At 43.9% G+C, this 15,488-nt stretch carries 14 protein-coding genes; 4 read left to right on the forward strand and 10 right to left on the reverse strand.

Annotated elements, in window-relative coordinates; genetic code table 11:
• Positions 1 to 80: 80 nt before the first annotated feature.
• From ACZ42L_RS02120 to ACZ42L_RS02145, 6 genes are all read right to left on the reverse strand, one after another.
• A complete protein-coding gene (locus ACZ42L_RS02120) occupies positions 81 to 545 on the reverse strand; it encodes a MaoC family dehydratase (RefSeq protein ID WP_464700336.1) in 465 nt (154 codons plus the stop codon).
• Positions 546 to 561: 16 nt separating this feature from the next.
• The gene (locus ACZ42L_RS02125; RefSeq protein ID WP_464716485.1) at positions 562 to 1,440 is read right to left on the reverse strand and encodes an FAD-dependent thymidylate synthase; all 879 of its coding nucleotides are present in this window, start codon (positions 1,438 to 1,440) and stop codon (positions 562 to 564) included.
• A gap of 106 nt (positions 1,441 to 1,546) precedes the next feature.
• Positions 1,547 to 1,987 carry a ribose 5-phosphate isomerase B gene (rpiB, locus tag ACZ42L_RS02130; protein WP_464706521.1) on the reverse strand — a complete coding sequence of 147 codons (441 nt, stop codon included), beginning with the start codon at positions 1,985 to 1,987 and terminating at the stop codon, positions 1,547 to 1,549.
• A gap of 96 nt (positions 1,988 to 2,083) precedes the next feature.
• On the reverse strand, positions 2,084 to 4,105 hold the full coding sequence (locus ACZ42L_RS02135) for a transketolase family protein (protein WP_464716486.1): 2,022 nt from the start codon (positions 4,103 to 4,105) through the stop codon (positions 2,084 to 2,086).
• 32 nt (positions 4,106 to 4,137) lie between these two features.
• Positions 4,138 to 5,688, reverse strand: a complete 1,551-nt coding sequence (locus ACZ42L_RS02140) for an alpha-N-arabinofuranosidase (protein ID WP_464716487.1) — start codon at positions 5,686 to 5,688, stop codon at positions 4,138 to 4,140.
• Between the two features lie 39 nt (positions 5,689 to 5,727).
• Positions 5,728 to 6,702, reverse strand: a complete 975-nt coding sequence (locus ACZ42L_RS02145; RefSeq protein WP_464706524.1) for a GNAT family N-acetyltransferase — start codon at positions 6,700 to 6,702, stop codon at positions 5,728 to 5,730.
• A 90-nt stretch (positions 6,703 to 6,792) separates the two neighbouring features.
• Between ACZ42L_RS02145 and ACZ42L_RS02150 the strand changes: the two genes are divergently transcribed.
• Genes ACZ42L_RS02150 through ACZ42L_RS02165 form a run of 4 tightly spaced genes read left to right on the forward strand, consistent with a single transcriptional unit; the run spans position 6,793 to position 9,252 of the window.
• On the forward strand, positions 6,793 to 7,320 hold the full coding sequence (locus ACZ42L_RS02150) for a nitroreductase family protein (protein ID WP_464700348.1): 528 nt from the start codon (positions 6,793 to 6,795) through the stop codon (positions 7,318 to 7,320).
• A 7-nt stretch (positions 7,321 to 7,327) separates the two neighbouring features.
• Positions 7,328 to 8,110 carry a Rossmann-like and DUF2520 domain-containing protein gene (locus ACZ42L_RS02155; RefSeq protein ID WP_464703397.1) on the forward strand — a complete coding sequence of 261 codons (783 nt, stop codon included), beginning with the start codon at positions 7,328 to 7,330 and terminating at the stop codon, positions 8,108 to 8,110.
• Between the two features lie 4 nt (positions 8,111 to 8,114).
• The gene (locus ACZ42L_RS02160; RefSeq protein ID WP_464700352.1) at positions 8,115 to 8,633 is read left to right on the forward strand and encodes a KdsC family phosphatase; all 519 of its coding nucleotides are present in this window, start codon (positions 8,115 to 8,117) and stop codon (positions 8,631 to 8,633) included.
• Positions 8,634 to 8,646: 13 nt separating this feature from the next.
• A complete protein-coding gene (locus ACZ42L_RS02165) occupies positions 8,647 to 9,252 on the forward strand; it encodes a Maf family nucleotide pyrophosphatase (protein ID WP_464700353.1) in 606 nt (201 codons plus the stop codon).
• On the opposite strand, the gene ACZ42L_RS02170 is transcribed toward ACZ42L_RS02165, so the two are convergent.
• From ACZ42L_RS02170 to lpxA, 4 genes are all read right to left on the reverse strand, one after another.
• Positions 9,242 to 11,011 (reverse strand): ATP-dependent DNA helicase, encoded by a 1,770-nt coding sequence (locus tag ACZ42L_RS02170; protein ID WP_464700355.1) that lies wholly within the window; start codon positions 11,009 to 11,011, stop codon positions 9,242 to 9,244. The genes ACZ42L_RS02165 and ACZ42L_RS02170 overlap by 11 nt on opposite strands.
• Before the next feature lie 234 nt (positions 11,012 to 11,245).
• A complete protein-coding gene (locus ACZ42L_RS02175; protein WP_464703399.1) occupies positions 11,246 to 13,729 on the reverse strand; it encodes a transglycosylase domain-containing protein in 2,484 nt (827 codons plus the stop codon).
• Positions 13,730 to 13,812: 83 nt separating this feature from the next.
• Positions 13,813 to 14,715 (reverse strand): tRNA (adenosine(37)-N6)-dimethylallyltransferase MiaA, encoded by a 903-nt coding sequence (gene miaA / locus ACZ42L_RS02180; protein WP_464700359.1) that lies wholly within the window; start codon positions 14,713 to 14,715, stop codon positions 13,813 to 13,815.
• Complete coding sequence (gene lpxA, locus ACZ42L_RS02185) at positions 14,716 to 15,486, reverse strand: acyl-ACP--UDP-N-acetylglucosamine O-acyltransferase (RefSeq protein WP_464700360.1); 771 nt, start codon at positions 15,484 to 15,486, stop codon at positions 14,716 to 14,718. It abuts the gene before it with no gap.
• Positions 15,487 to 15,488 lie beyond the last annotated feature (2 nt).

Genomic DNA, 15,488 nt, shown 5'->3' on the forward strand with positions numbered 1-15,488 from the left:
GATTGCCGTTGGACGATGTCCAGCGGCATTTTTCGTTTATATGGAATGATAGGAAATAAAAAAAGTAGCCTAGGTGTAGGCTACTTGAAATAGTATAGGAAGGTTGCAATACCTTCAATGGCAGGTTTACGTTGCCCTTCGATTTCAATTTTGAATTTGATTCCGGTTTTGCAGATACCTCTCAGATTGTCAATACTGTCCAAATCGGCAACCAGTCGGATTTTAGATCCCGTGATTACAGGAACTCCAAAACGCATTTTGTCCATTCCGTAGTTTACCATCATCTTTAGATTATGGACCTCACAGATTTGTTCCCACAGGTATGGAAGCAGTGAAAGTGTGAGATAGCCATGAGCGATAGTGCTTTTGTAAGGACTCTCTTGCTGTGCTTTGGCTTCGTCGACGTGTATCCATTGATGGTCAAGGGTAGCATCTGCAAACATGTTGATGCGTGATTGGTCTACTTGCAACCACTCTGAAACGCCTAATTGCTCACCTAAATGAGCTGCAAACTCCTCGTAGGAGTTGATAATTAATTTTCCCATTATTGTATGATTAGGTTTATATAAGTCCTAGTTTTGTAAATTCTTCGTAGAGTGGTTTTGCCAATTTCTGTGCGTCTGGATGCGGTACACCGGTCGTACCGATTGCTCTGAGATTGAAGAAGTGCTTCCAGTCGGACACGAAAGCAGTATGGATAAGCTCTGTATTGGTATCTAGTGGTAGTATAGCCCTGGCGTCTTGCGGTTTGCATCCCAAACGGATGAGGTTCATATAAGCAAACTCACAGGCTAGATTGGCAAAGAGCCAATTATCTAGAAGTGTCCATTTTTCAGATGCTTCTCCTGATGCTATCTGGCTGCAAAGCTGTTTGAAATCTGTGGTTTCTACTACAGTATCAGTATTGTCTGGAAGTAGTTGTCCTATCCAGTGTGGCGTGTTTACTGTGATTTCGCTACCAAATTTGTCTTTTGTATAATTGCAGTAGCGAGTGGACTGTTCGGCCATGGAGTTGGCACGGTGTCTGTTAAATTCGCGTGTAATAGAAATCTGGGTAGTGAAATGAACGGTAACTCTCTTCTCGTGCTTGGCACTAGGCTCGGTCATGTATGTTAAGTCGTCCATCCACTTATTCTCTGCCAGTACGCGCAGATTGGTTGTAACGAAGGCTTGTTCGTTTTCGCAAACGCATTTTGAAAACTTATTCAGGATATATTTTTCTGCTTGTTTGCTGTTCATCGTCATATATACGGTGCCATGCTCAAGCATTGCAGTGTGGTCTGACTTAATCATTCGTTCGACAAAAGGCTTGGCCGATGATTCAGTTCGATTGCCTTCACTTTTGTAACATACACGTCCGCAACGTTCAATTTGTTTGTAGAGACCGTCTAGACCAGCTTCCTGATTCCATATCTCGTAAGTGGGAGATAGAATTCTCATACTATATTGATTTGAAGTTGAATACTTTTATATGCTTATATTCGCAAAAGGCAAGAGCCATACGACCCTTGCCCTGTATCTTTAAGATCTAGTTTGATAGATCATGTTATTTACAAGAAATTTTGTTTACTCGTCTTTCGTGTCTTCCGCCCTCAAAGGTAGCTTTGAAGAATTCGTCAAGAATAGTTCCAGCAGTCTTGTTGTCGATGAATCTTCCCGGAAGAACTAGCACATTGGCGTCATTGTGTTGCCTGATTAATTGAGCTATATCTTTATTCCATGCGAGTCCGGCGCGTACTCCTTGGTGCTTGTTTAAAGTGATGGCCATGCCTTCACCGCTGCCACAGACAGCAATTCCAGGATATACCTCACCGCTTTCAATGGCTTCTGCCAAGGGATGAGCAAAGTCTGGATAATCAACACTCTCATCACTATAGGTTCCAAAGTCCTGAACGGGATACCCTTTTTCTTCAAGATAACCAAGAATGAATTTCTTCAATGGAAAACCTGCGTGGTCGCAAGCTAATCCAATCTTTTTTACTTCCATAGGCTAGAATTTTTAAGATTTCAAGGAGAACTCTCAAGAGCTAGTGCCTTTTTAAGCTCTCCTTGATATTGGTTAATAATATGTGTATGACTGAATTTATTCAGCCAATAATTGTTTTACTTGATTGTACACGTTCTCACCTGTGTAGCCAAGTTTCTCGTCTAACACCTTGTAAGGAGCGGAAAATCCGAAACTTTCCAATCCAAATACTTTTCCATTTGCACCAACCAAACCCTCTAATGTGACGGGAAGCCCTGCTGTTAAACCGAACTTCTTGGCATTTAGAGGCAAGATGCTTTCTTGATATTCTTTAGACTGATTTCTGAAGAGACCTTCGGATGGTACACTGACAATACGAACCTTAATGCCGTCTTGCTTTAATTTATTGCTACCTTCTACCAAGGTAGCTACTTCAGAACCTGATGCAAGCAGGATGATGTCGAAGTCTTCATCGCTATTGGCAACGATATAGGCTCCCTTACGTGCAGCTTCATAGTCTGTTCCTTCGGGAAGCTGTGCCACACCTTGGCGTGAGAAGATGAGAGCTGTAGGGGTAGACATGTTCTCCATGGCCATTTGCCAGCATACGGTTGTCTCTTTGGAATCAGCTGGACGGAATACACGGACAGAGTCAAGACCTCTATGGTTCTTCAGTTTCTCCATCAAACGAATCTGCGCTTCTTGCTCAACTGGTTCATGAGTAGGTCCGTCTTCTCCTACGCGGAAAGCGTCGTGTGACCATATAAACTTGACGGGCGTACCCATCAAAGCTGCCAAGCGAATGGCAGGTTTCATATAATCGGAGAATACAAAGAATGTTCCCATTGCCGTGATGACACCTCCGTGGAGCATCATACCGATACACATGTCAGCCATTGTCAACTCTGATACACCGGCTTGGAAGAATGCTCCGCTGAAATCACCGTTCTTCATGGAGTGGGTTTCCTTTAAGAAGCCATCTGTCTTATCCGAATTAGATAAGTCGGCTGAAGCACAAATCATATTTGGAACTTGCTGTGCCAATACTTTCAAGCATGCAGCAGAGGCAACACGTGTGGCACTTCCAGCTTTAGGCTCTTCTACCTTGCTCCAATCTACTTGTGGAGCTTTGCCCGAAAACCACTCCTTCATCATGGCGGATTTGTCAGGGTTGGCAGCAGCCCATTTCGTTTCTGCCTGCCTACGTGCTGTTACGATTTCTTTTAGCTGCTCATTACGCTTGGCGTACAACTCCTTAACATCATCAAAAACAATGAATGGATCGTCTGGATTACCACCTAAATTAAGGATAGTATTACGATAAGCATCACCACCAAGAGGTGCGCCGTGGGTTTTAACATTGTGTTCATAGCTAGAGCCGTCATTCTGTAAAGCTCCTTTGCCCATGATAGTCTTACCGATAATGAGAGTGGGTCTTTCTGCTTCTTGATTGGCGGCAGTCAAGGCCTCTCTAATAGCATCGGAATCATTTCCATTGATTTTGATGACATTCCAATTCCATGCCTTATACTTAGCTTCCGTATCTTCGCTCGATACCTCGTCATATTCCGTTGAAAGCTGTATTTCGTTGGCGTCATAGAACATGATGAGATTGTTCAGTCCCAGAGTACCGGCAATTCTACCAACACCTTGACTAATCTCTTCTTCTATACCTCCGTCAGATATATAAGCATAAATCTTATGTTGCATCATCGTATGTCCGAGACGAGCCTCTAGGAATTTCTCAGCTACGGCAGCTCCCGCAGCAAGTGCATGACCTTGTCCCAATGGACCTGATGAGTTTTCAATTCCACGTTTAACATCAAGTTCCGGATGGCCGGGAGTAGGAGAACCCCACTGCCGGAATTGCTTCAGTTCGTCAATGGTGAATTTCCCTTGGAGAGCCAAAGCGGAATAGAGCATGGGTGACATATGACCCGGATCAAGGAAGAAGCGGTCGCGTCCAGTCCATGTTGGGTCTTCCGGATCATAAACTAAAAATTCTGAGAAAAGTACATTGATGAAATCTGCACCACCCATGGCACCACCGGGATGACCGGAATTAGCTTTTTCAACCATTGATGCCGCTAAAATACGAATATTATCAGCTGCGTGGTTCATTAATGTTTTGTCGTTCATTTTGTATTGATTGGATTGATATTACAAATATACTACGAAATTCTCAAAACTACAATTGATTTTGCCGGAATTTTCATTTTTATATTTCCATTACGTATAGAAATGTTTTTAAATGTGGTAGGTTTAATGGTTTCCGGATGTGAAAAGTCATTGTAATCCGTAATATTCTTAGATGTAAGAATCTGGGCAATTACATTTTTCGCCTTATATCCTTCGGTCTTGATTTCTATTTCCTGTTGCTTTTGAAGGTCGATGTTGGCTATCGACACAACAATCTGTCCATCGGCAGTTTTTGCTGCTGATGTACTGATAGTCGGGATAGTGAGAGTTTCTGATATTTTCATATTGCCACACTGGGTTTCCAATGGTAAGTATGTAGATTCCTGGAATGGTTTATACATATTAAATATATGATAAGTAGGTGTCAGTACCATGTGTCCGCTTCCTTTCGTATCGGTTAATATCATGCTTTGCAACACATTGACGATTTGTGCAATGTTAGCCATCTTGATACGATCTGTATGCCTTTGGAATATGTTTAGAGAGAGTGCAGCCACAAAAGCATCGCGCATCGTATTCTGTTGGTATAAGTGCCCCCTTATAGTACCAGGTTCCTCGTCCCACCAAGTACCCCATTCGTCCACCAGAAGGTCTACTTTCTTATCAGGATCTTTCTCATCCATGATGGCACAATGTTTATTGATGACATCTTCAATTTCCAAGCATTTTCCTAGAGTCCGATAATATTCGTCGTCGTTAAAGATGGTTGCGCTCCCTTTGCTCCCTTCCCAAGTCTTCACGGTGTAATAGTGTAGTGAGATTCCATTCATTCTGCTGCCTATCTTGTTCATCAAGACCTTTGTCCAGGTGTAATCATAATCACTGGCACCGGATGCGACTTTATATAATTGGTTGTTGCCGAAGTTTCTGCAATAAATGGCATACCTACGATACAAATCAGAGTAGTATTCCGGTGTCATATTACCTCCGCACCCCCAACTCTCGTTGCCGATACCAAGATATTTTACGTTCCAAGCCTTTTCACGCCCGTTTTTACGACGCAGGTTTGCCATTGGTGTATTGGCATCCGATGTCATGTATTCCACCCATTGTGCCAATTCCTGCACACTCCCGCTACCCACGTTGCCACTGATATATGGTTCTGCTCCAATCAATTCGCAGAGATTCAGAAACTCGTGAGTTCCAAAAGAGTTGTCTTCAATAGTTCCACCCCAATTATTATTTTGTAATTTGGGGCGTTCTTCAGTTGGTCCGATTCCGTCTCGCCAATGATATTCATCGGCAAAACACCCTCCTGGCCATCTTAATACAGGCACTTGCAGCTCTTTCAAAGCCTGTAAGACGTCATTGCGATAGCCGTCTGTATTTGGAATCGGTGAATTTTTACCGACCCATAATCCACCATAGATACAAGAGCCTAGGTGTTCTGCAAATTGTCCGTAAATCTCTTTTTTGATTTTGTTAGTACCTTGATTAGCTTGAATAGTAATCTTTGCATCTTGTGCTTCTGCCGTATACGCGAATACGACTGCAAGCAATGATATGCTTAAAGTTTTGTTCATGTGTAGTAATTAATAATGTATATATTGTCAATATCAGTATTACTCTTTATATATCCATGCCAGAAATGAATTAATCCACGGTATGGAGCATCTGAACCATCTGTACTTGGCTACGGGCTTGCCACCAAAACTTAGGGTAAACTCTCTGACGAGATTTCGCTTGAATGGTAATCCTGCATCCATAAAGAAGAGGTGGGCATAGTTGTGACTGTGAGCATATTTAAGTGTATTCCATACAGTCATGAAGTTTGGATGAAGGCGTGGGTATCTCTTCTTTTTGGAAGCGAAATGCCAGAGATAGGCATTTCCGTCGGAATACACGCACACTGCTCCACCAATGATGTTGTCTTTATATGTCGTAACAAAGCATTTAGCATGTGGACTTTGATAGAGTTGGTGGAAATGCTGTTCTGATGGAAGAAACCGATGGAGCCGTGTTCTGTAATATCCTCTGAATAATCTATACAGTTGGCTCAACTCTTTGCTGTTTGCTACCTCACGAGTCTCCAGTCCTAATTGATAAATCCTGCTTACCCTCTTTAATTGTTTAGCGGTTAGTCTTTCCTCTGGTGTTTTGCTGTGAAGTGAGTTATGGATTTCTTGCCAGCTGACAGGGAAGTAGTGGTTGTGTCGGAAAGCCTTGTAGCCAAACATCTTTTGGCTGATATCGCTGAACTCTATATATAGGCAGAGCCTTCTCCTCAGTTTCTTGGTGATGGCCTTCAGTAGCAATTCAAATAATTCGGCTTTCTCGTTCTCATTTTTATATTCACCTTCTCCAAACACTCTTCCTTGTGAATATAGATAGGGGGGAAGCAACGAACCTCTTCTTCTGACAGTGGCAAGCAGGTGGGCTATACATACACCATCTCTTTCTGCCACTGCCATGTAAGGTATCTGTTCCGGAGAGAGTTTCACGATATTGAAAAAATCCTTGCTATGAAAGAAGTTCCGATATTCAATGTCCGGTAAGTCTACGCTTTTCGATATGATTCTGACAGTTACTCCGACCATGTCGCAAAAATAACAAATATTTCGTAAAAGTCAAACTTATGAATACGATTTATATGAAGATTGGTTACCTTTGTAAAATATATATTAGGAATGATGGATGAATTTAAAAACTTAGTAGCCTGTAGGCGCAGCCATCGTAGGTTTACTGACGAGCATGTCTCGGAAGAAGATTTACGCCTGATTCTCAGAGCAGCCTTGATGTCGCCTACTTCGAAAAATCAGCGTTCGTGGCAATTTATTGTGGTTACGGATGCCGCAGTATTGCAGGAAATGTCGATGGCTAAGGATGCTGGAAGCGCTTTCTTGGCGGACGCTCCAATGGCTATTGTGGTTGTAGGAGATGCTGAGCAAAACAGTTGTTGGATAGAAGATGGGGCTATTGCTGCCATCAGTATGCAATATCAGATAGAAGATTTAGGACTAGGCAGTTGCTGGATACAGATTCGAGGCCGACATCAGAAAGACGGAACGAGTTCTAACTCCGTCATTCAGAGACTTTTGCATTTGCATCAGAGTCAGGATGTATTGTGTGTGTTGGCTGTCGGTCATCCTGCGGATGTACGCAAACCTCAGTCCGAGGAGATGCTGAAGTGGGAACAGGTAAAGTACCTAAAATAGCGTATAGATGAGGATTGTACTGTTAGGGGCTGGTAATGTGGCGACTCATCTGGGCTGTGCTTTGTATGCTGCGGGCCATCACATCGTTCAGGTATATAGCCGTACGGCCGAATCTGCCCGTCTCTTGGCCGAGCGAATAGAATCAGTCCCGACTAATCAGATAGATAATCTTGTCACTGATGCAGAAGTCTATATCGTATCGTTGAAAGACGATGTGGTGGCTGATGTCATAGCTTCATTGTGCCGGGGGCGTGAGGAAGCTCTCTTTGTGCATACAGCCGGAAGTCTGCCTATGAATATTTTTGATGGCAAGGCCAAGCGATATGGGGTGTTATATCCCATGCAGACATTCTCCAAGAATGCCAGTTTGGATTTTCATACCATCTCGTGTTTCATAGAGGCGAGCGATACGGGTTCGCTTGTTGTGTTGAGAAGGCTTGCTGAGAGTGTCTCTGCTCATGTGTATGACATGTCGTCTGCCGACCGGAAGTATTTGCATCTGGCAGCTGTCTTTGCCTGTAACTTCGTGAATCACTGTTTTGACTTGTCTGCCAAGATACTCCAGCCATACGGTATACCTTTCAGCGTTATGTTGCCATTGATAGACGAGACCGTCAGGAAGGTACACGCTATAGCGCCGCATGAAGCGCAGACCGGTCCGGCAGCTCGGCACGATGAGAAAGTGATTGAGATGCAGAGTGGCTTGTTAAGCAGTAATACACTCATGCAAGAAATTTATGATAAGATGTCTCATAGTATTATGTTGTCATCGAATATTCAAGAAAAATAAGTTTATGATACCTTACGATTTAGAAAAGATAAAGGCTATCGTCTTTGATGTAGATGGCGTCTTATCTGCCCAGACCATTACGTTGGCTTCTGATGCTGAGCCACTGCGTACGGTCAATATCAAAGATGGATATGCCATACAGCTGGCTATGCGACTCGGTCTCAGGATAGTTATTCTGACAGGGGGGACAACCGAGTCTGTCAGACTGCGCTATGAACGGCTCGGCGTGGAAGATGTTTACATGGGTTGCAGTGTGAAAATCAAGACCTACGATGAGTTTTTACAGAAATACAACTTGTCCGATGAGAATATTCTCTATATGGGAGACGATATTCCCGACTACGAAATCATGAGGAGGGTGGGCTGTCCCTGTTGTCCGAAAGATGCGTGTGCGGATATTAAAGACATCAGCATTTATATTAGCCAATATGCAGGTGGACAGGGATGTGGACGCGATGTCATAGAACAGGTCTTGCGTGTACAAGGTAAATGGATGCAAGACAACAGGGCTTTTGGATGGTAAATAGATACAGAAGATGAAATATAATTTGATATTGGCGAGTAATTCCCCTCGTCGTAAGGAGTTGTTGGCAGGATTGAATATCCCGTTCCAAGTCATGGTCAAGTCAGGTATCGACGAGTCGTATCCTCAGGATATTGCAGCCGAGGAAGTACCGTTGTTTCTGTCAAGGAAGAAAGCTGCTGCCTATATAGGCGACTTGGCGGCAGACGATTTGTTGCTGACGGCCGACACGGTTGTCATCTTGGATAATCAAATTTTGGGCAAGCCGCATGATGCAAAAGCTGCCAAAGAGATGTTGAGATATTTGAGCGGAAGGAAACATCTGGTGGTGACGGGCGTGTCTCTGACCTCCTTGGTGCTTTCCGAGAGTTTTAAGGTCGTCTCCGAAGTCACTTTTAAGACCTTCACTTCTCAGGAAATAGATTACTATGTAGAGCAATATCACCCCATGGATAAGGCTGGGGCCTATGGCATTCAGGAATGGATAGGGTATATAGGAGTGACTGCTTTGTCGGGAAGTTACTATAATGTGATGGGGCTTCCGGTGCAGAGAATCTATCAGGTATTATGCGAAAAGTTTGATTTTAGCTTGCCGTATTCGGGAGCAATCAAACCTTAGGTTGGTCTTTAGGCTGAAGTTTCTTCAGCCTTCTTTTTACTTCCGGGTAGTCAGGGCATAGTTGCAGTGCCTTTTCATAATTCTTGATAGCTGCGGCCGTCATGTGTTCGTGTTCACATTCTTTTCCCATCACGAAATATTCTACGGCTAATTTTTTTAGCATCTGTTCCTGTTCCTTTAACCGCGACTCTATGGTTTCTATCTTGGACTGCAGCACATTGATGGTGTTGAGCTTCTTTCTGATGAGACGTCTGGGAGCAGGCTTCTCTATATCATATCTGCTGTGTATGGCCAGGAAAAAATTGTCGAGTGCAGCTTGCATATCTCCCTTGTTGAAACAGTCCACAGCTTCTGCATATTCCTTATCGGCTTTGCTCTGCTGTAATACTTTGTTGATTTGTCGTGCGTTATTATAATTACGGGCAAAATTGACAACGTCATTCCTCACAAATATATCTTCGCGCTTGATGGGTTGCTGGAGATACAGCCCATTGAGCGATGTACAGCGCGACAAAGCTACATAGGTTTGTCCGCCGGCAAACACTCCGTCGGATAAATCTATCTTGACTTGCGAGAACGTGAGTCCCTGACTTTTATGGATTGTGATGGCCCAAGCCAGTTTGATAGGGAACTGCCGATAAGTTCCAACTTCGTTTTCTTCAATCTTCTTCTCAGTCTCGTTGAAGGTATATCGTACATTACTCCATATTTCCTGCTCTACATCTACCTCATTTCCGTCTTCTGTCAATATGTAGATGTGTCCTTCTTGTGCGTCATCGAGTCCTATGACAGTACCCAGTGTACCATTGACCCATTGCTTCTCGCGGTCGTTCTTGATAAACAGAACCTGTGCGCCGACTTTCAGTTCCAGTTCCATCGGGGTAGGAAGACTGCTCTCGGGGAACTCTCCTTCGATGATGCCATAGAATATGGATGGTGTGCCATCAAGTTTATCCAAGTGTTCTTTATTAATGTAGTCTACCGTATCGCGATGGGTGGATAGGGTGATGATGAGTTTGGACTGTTCAGATATTTCTTCTTGATTGTATCTGGTGTTCAGCAGGTTTAGGTCAGCATTGCCCACTTGGGCTGTCCTGATGTGGTCTAGGATGTTGATGAATGCAGGGTCGGATTGCCGATATACTTTCTGCAATTCGATGGAAACCAGTTGGAACTCGCGGAAAACGCGGGCATCAAAGAAGTATTTGGAAGGGTAGTAAGGTTGAAGAAGTTGACGTTCTTCCTCCTTCAATACTGGTTCTAGCTGGTAGATGTCGCCGACGAAGAGCAGTTGTTTTCCTCCGAAAGGTTCGCGCATGTTGCGGCTATAGATGCGCAATACTTTGTCAATGAAATCTATAATGTCGGCACGCACCATTGAAATTTCGTCGATAATGATGAGCTCTACTTCTCTTATCAGTTTGATTTTCTCCTTGTTATATTTCAAAGTGTCCCTGATATTCCGTGCATTATACCTGACGTCGTCGGGCAGCAGGGGGTGGAAAGGAAGTTTGAAGAAACTGTGGAGAGTAGAGCCTCCGGCATTGATGGCAGCGATGCCTGTGGGGGCAAGGACGACGTGTTTCTTGCGAGTAGAGGCTGCCAGGTAGCGTAGGAAAGTAGATTTGCCGGTCCCCGCCTTTCCGGTAAGAAAGAGCGATTGGTGAGTATATTGAACAATCTGCAACGCATTTTGGAACTCTGGATTATTGAGATCTATCTGCGAAGTATCGATGTTCTTTTGTTTACTATCCGGCATGGGCTACAGAGTGTAAATGGCTATATGGGTTGAAATAATCTAATTCAGGGCAAGGGAGAGGGGGTTCTGTCCCCGTCCGGTGTACTTTGTCAATGGGCCTGTTTCCTGGTCGTTTACTGCAAAGCATTAGCAGCGATGCTGTTTGGCTTTTGCAGCATTACTGCAGAGGCTCAACAGTATTGCTGAAAAGACTCTGCAGTAAATGGAGAATGAAAGTGCTGGGGGAGAAGTGGTTTAGAGATTGTCGAAGTTTACTTCTTCTTCATGTGGTTTCTCCTTCTTCTCAGGTTGTTGCTCAGTTGCTTTCCCCTTGTCTCCGGTAGTAGTCTTGATAACAGGATTACCGTTCTCGTCGAGTATAATTTCATCGGTCGACATAATGGAATCTTGTTGGGTAGTGTCTCGCTTAGCCGGTTGATAATAGCTCTGACAGTTGTACATGTCGCTTGTAATATTATCATCCTTAGGCTTGTCGAACTTTCCATGATAGGCCTGGAATGCCGGGTCGGCAAAGACAGACTTCAAGAAGTAGCCGCATATAGGCAATGCAGTTCGACTACCTTGGCCCAGTGCTCCGGTTCGGAAATGGATACTGCGGTACTCACCGCCTACCCATGCACCGCAGACCAGCTTCGGGCTGACAGCCATGAACCACGCATCGGAGTGGTTGTTGGATGTTCCGGTCTTTCCGCCGAACTCGGTATCGCGGTAATCTCCGACGTAGCCCCATAGTGACTGGCTTGTTCCACCTGGTTCACGCATACCTGCCTGTAGCAGTTGTTGTACGAGGAAAGCACTTCGATAGGGGATTGCTTGTTCGGAAGTTGTCGGTCCGGTATAGACTTCGTGGCCGTCTTTGTCTAGAATCCTGGTAACGAGTACTGGCTCATGGTGCACTCCATTGGCTGCGGCAACGCAATAGGCATTGACCATTTCCAAAAGGTTGACATCACTGGAACCTAAAGACAGGGAGGGGGCTTCGTCTAAGGGGCTCTTGATACCCATCTTGTGAGCAGTCTCTATGATTCTGCGTATACCCATCTCTTGACCTAAGCGGACAGCTACCGAATTGATACTTCTGGCAAAAGCACTCTTCAAGGGCATGCTATCGCCGCTGAAAGAACCGTTTGCGTTGGACGGAGTCCAAGTCACTTCTTTATTCTGTTTCTTGTCGAATACCTGCATGGAGATATACTCGTCTCGGCGTTTGTCGCATGGCGTAAGTCCCTGGTTCATTGCTTCGGTGTAGACAAAGAGCTTGAAAGTAGAACCCGGTTGGCGCATGGCGGTAACCTTATCGTATTTCCATGACATGAAGTCAATGTCGCCGACCCATGCTTTGACAGCTCCGGTCTGTGGTTCCATCGCCACGAAGCCACAGTGCATGAAGTGGACCATATAGCGGATGGAGTCCATGGTAGACATCTCTTTCTCTATCGTACCCTTCGTATAATCAAACAACTTGACTGTGTGGGGCTTGTTTAGGTAGTAGTTGATAGAGTCAGGATTATTGGGATATTTCGACAGCAGATATTTATAGACAGGCTGTCTCTGTGCTATATCCTCAATGAAATGAGGGATAATCTTTCCTTTTTCGTCTACCCACGGGTCGTTCTTGCCCCAATGGTTATTGAAGTTTTGCTGCACTTGGCGCATTTGCTTGGTAGCAGCTTCTTCAGCATACTTCTGCATACGGGTATCAATAGTCGTGTAGATTTTGAGACCGCTGCTATAGAGGTCGTATCCACTTTCCTCACACCAACTCTTCAGATAGTTAGAGATGGCTTCGCGGAAATATTTGGCTTGGCCGTCGTAGTTTTCTTCTACCCTGAAATCGAGTTTGATAGGGAGGGCACTTAGCGAATCACAGACACTTCTGGACAAATCGCCATGACGCACCATATTATTGAGTACGGTATTTCGTCGGGCTAGACTGTTCTTCGGATTGCTTCTGGGGTTGTAATAGGTTGTGGCCTTCAGCATACCCACTAATACGGCTGCCTGTTCGGTAGTCATCTCTCTAGGAGTGGTATTGAAGTAGGTCTTGCTTGCAGTCTTGATTCCGTAGGAGTTTGAACCGAAGTCTACCGTATTGGCATACATGGTAAGAATCTCTTCTTTACTGTAGACGGTTTCGAGCTTGAGGGCTATAATCCACTCTTTACTCTTCATGATGAGCATCTTGATACCAGGTATCTTGCCCAGCAACCCTGTAGAATATTGAGTCCTGACTCTGAACATGTTTTTGGCCAATTGCTGGGTGATGGTAGATGCACCGCGGGCATCGTGTCGTAGAATAGCATCTTTGACTGCACCGAAAAGGCCGATGGGGTCGATTCCCCAATGCTTGTAGAAACGTTCGTCTTCGGTATCAATGAGGGCTTTGAAGAAGCTAGGATTGATTTCGTCGTATTTGACCGGAGTTCTATTTTCGTTGAAGTATTTACCAATGAGTTTACCATCAGCACTGTAGATTTCTGAAGCCTGGCTGGTTTGGGGATCCATAATGCCGGAAAAATAGCCAGGGCTTTTACCAAACAGCCAGAGGAAGTTCATGTCTACTAACCCTAAGTATAGGATAAAAGCTATGATTGCGGAACAAAATGCTGTGATGGTTTTTCGATACCAGGGTTGTCCTTGGTATTGGTTCTTGTACCATGCCCAAAACATTTTGCAGTAATCAATACATCGGTTGATAATACTTTTCATTTTGTTCATAATAGGATTATTGAGCTATTGCCCCTTATTCGTGATGGTGAATGTAGTGGAACTCTTTGCAAATGTACGAATTAAGAGACAATCTATGACTTGCTTTCGATATAATTTATAATTTCTTTAATGTTGTCGGGAGAAAACCAGGTTATGTCTGAATCTCTTTTGAACCAAGTGAGTTGCTTGCGCATGTATCTTCTTGTGTTCGATTGTATTTGCCTGACAGCTTCTTCTAGTGGAATATTCCCGTCGATATAGTTGAATAATTCTTTGTATCCTACTGTGTTTAAGGAATTTAAATCCTTGTATGGAAGTAGGGAATTGACCTCCTCCAAAAGTCCAAGCTCCATCATTTGGAGAACACGCTCATTGATTCTCTCATAAAGAATGTCTCGCTCTCTGTTCAATCCTATCTTGACAATATTGAAAGGACGTTGTTTGCTTGTATTGGTTCTGAAAGATGAGTAAGTCTTTCCTGTCATCATACAAATTTCGATGGCATGGATGACTCTTCTGGGATTCTTCTTATCAACGATAGCCCAATGTTCCGGATCTAGCTGTCGGAGCATATCGACAAGATGCTCCAGGCCTTCCTGTCGGTAGATTTCCATGACACGTTCTCGTATCTCTGGCGTGACGGTAGGTATATCGTCTATTCCTTTGCACACGGCATCTATATACATCATACTGCCGCCTGTCAATACGATTTTGGAATGATGAGTATTAAAAAGGGTGGGGAGTAGTTGCAGAACATCTTGTTCGTACATGGCAGCACTATAGTAGTCGGTAATCTTGTGATTACCGACGAAATAGTGCTTTACGATGTTCTGCTGTTCTAGGGTTGGGGCTGCGGTGCCAATAGGCATTTCCGCAAAGATTTGGCGAGAATCTGCATTAACGATGGGGGAAGAGAAATGCTTGGCCAAATCAATACAAAGTTCTGTCTTCCCAACTCCGGTCGGTCCTAAGACGACAACTAACGTATTGTCCATTTATCGAATAATACCACGCTTTGAGGTTTTCACAAAGTCTATGATATATTGGATTTCCGGAGTTATCTGCAAGTTGTTTTGGATTTCCTGGATTCCTTCTGCTAAAACTCCTTTGCTATACAGTAAACGATAAGCTTCATGGATAAGGTCGATAAGTTCATTGTTAAATCCATGTCTCCGAAGTCCTACAATGTTGATTCCTGCATAGCGAATGGGTTCTTTGCCTGCGATAATATATGGTGGGATGTCTTGTGAGAATCTGCTTCCGCCTTGAATCATAACGTAACTTCCTATCTTGCAGAATTGATGGCATAGCACTGTTGCACTGATGATAGCGTTATCATCGACCGTAACTTCTCCCGCAAACTTGGTAGAATTGCCGATAATCAGGTTGTTTCCAAGTACACAATCATGAGCTACGTGCATGTTTTCCATCAAAAGGTTATTGTTGCCGACAATAGTGACGCCTTTTGATGCTGTTCCACGAGATATGGTTACATTCTCACGAATGCTGTTGTTATTACCAACAACACAAGTAGTCTCTTCACCCTTGAACTTTAAATCTTGTGGTTTGGTGCTGATACTGGCTCCTGGGAAAATCTCATTATTGTTGCCAATGCGTGCACCGACATTGATAGTGACACTGTTCTGGAGATTATTATTATCTCCAATCACTGTATTGGCATCTATATAACAGAAAGGACCAATAATATTATTGTCTCCCAATTTTGCATCTGGATGAACAAATGCCAATGGACTTATTTGATTCATAT

It is taken from the genome of Prevotella mikamonis (assembly GCF_055381405.1).

What these genes read in the sequence shown, in the direction of transcription:
- ACZ42L_RS02120 (WP_464700336.1), bottom strand. Translation starts at nt 545, where the DNA reads ATGGGAAAATTAATTATCAACTCCTACGAGGAGTTTGCAGCTCATTTA.
- ACZ42L_RS02125 (WP_464716485.1), bottom strand. Translation starts at nt 1,440, where the DNA reads ATGAGAATTCTATCTCCCACTTACGAGATATGGAATCAGGAAGCTGGT.
- rpiB (WP_464706521.1), bottom strand. Translation starts at nt 1,987, where the DNA reads ATGGAAGTAAAAAAGATTGGATTAGCTTGCGACCACGCAGGTTTTCCA.
- ACZ42L_RS02135 (WP_464716486.1), bottom strand. Translation starts at nt 4,105, where the DNA reads ATGAACGACAAAACATTAATGAACCACGCAGCTGATAATATTCGTATT.
- ACZ42L_RS02140 (WP_464716487.1), bottom strand. Translation starts at nt 5,688, where the DNA reads ATGAACAAAACTTTAAGCATATCATTGCTTGCAGTCGTATTCGCGTAT.
- ACZ42L_RS02145 (WP_464706524.1), bottom strand. Translation starts at nt 6,702, where the DNA reads ATGGTCGGAGTAACTGTCAGAATCATATCGAAAAGCGTAGACTTACCG.
- ACZ42L_RS02150 (WP_464700348.1), top strand. Translation starts at nt 6,793, where the DNA reads ATGATGGATGAATTTAAAAACTTAGTAGCCTGTAGGCGCAGCCATCGT.
- ACZ42L_RS02155 (WP_464703397.1), top strand. Translation starts at nt 7,328, where the DNA reads ATGAGGATTGTACTGTTAGGGGCTGGTAATGTGGCGACTCATCTGGGC.
- ACZ42L_RS02160 (WP_464700352.1), top strand. Translation starts at nt 8,115, where the DNA reads ATGATACCTTACGATTTAGAAAAGATAAAGGCTATCGTCTTTGATGTA.
- ACZ42L_RS02165 (WP_464700353.1), top strand. Translation starts at nt 8,647, where the DNA reads ATGAAATATAATTTGATATTGGCGAGTAATTCCCCTCGTCGTAAGGAG.
- ACZ42L_RS02170 (WP_464700355.1), bottom strand. Translation starts at nt 11,011, where the DNA reads ATGCCGGATAGTAAACAAAAGAACATCGATACTTCGCAGATAGATCTC.
- ACZ42L_RS02175 (WP_464703399.1), bottom strand. Translation starts at nt 13,729, where the DNA reads ATGAACAAAATGAAAAGTATTATCAACCGATGTATTGATTACTGCAAA.
- miaA (WP_464700359.1), bottom strand. Translation starts at nt 14,715, where the DNA reads ATGGACAATACGTTAGTTGTCGTCTTAGGACCGACCGGAGTTGGGAAG.
- lpxA (WP_464700360.1), bottom strand. Translation starts at nt 15,486, where the DNA reads ATGAATCAAATAAGTCCATTGGCATTTGTTCATCCAGATGCAAAATTG.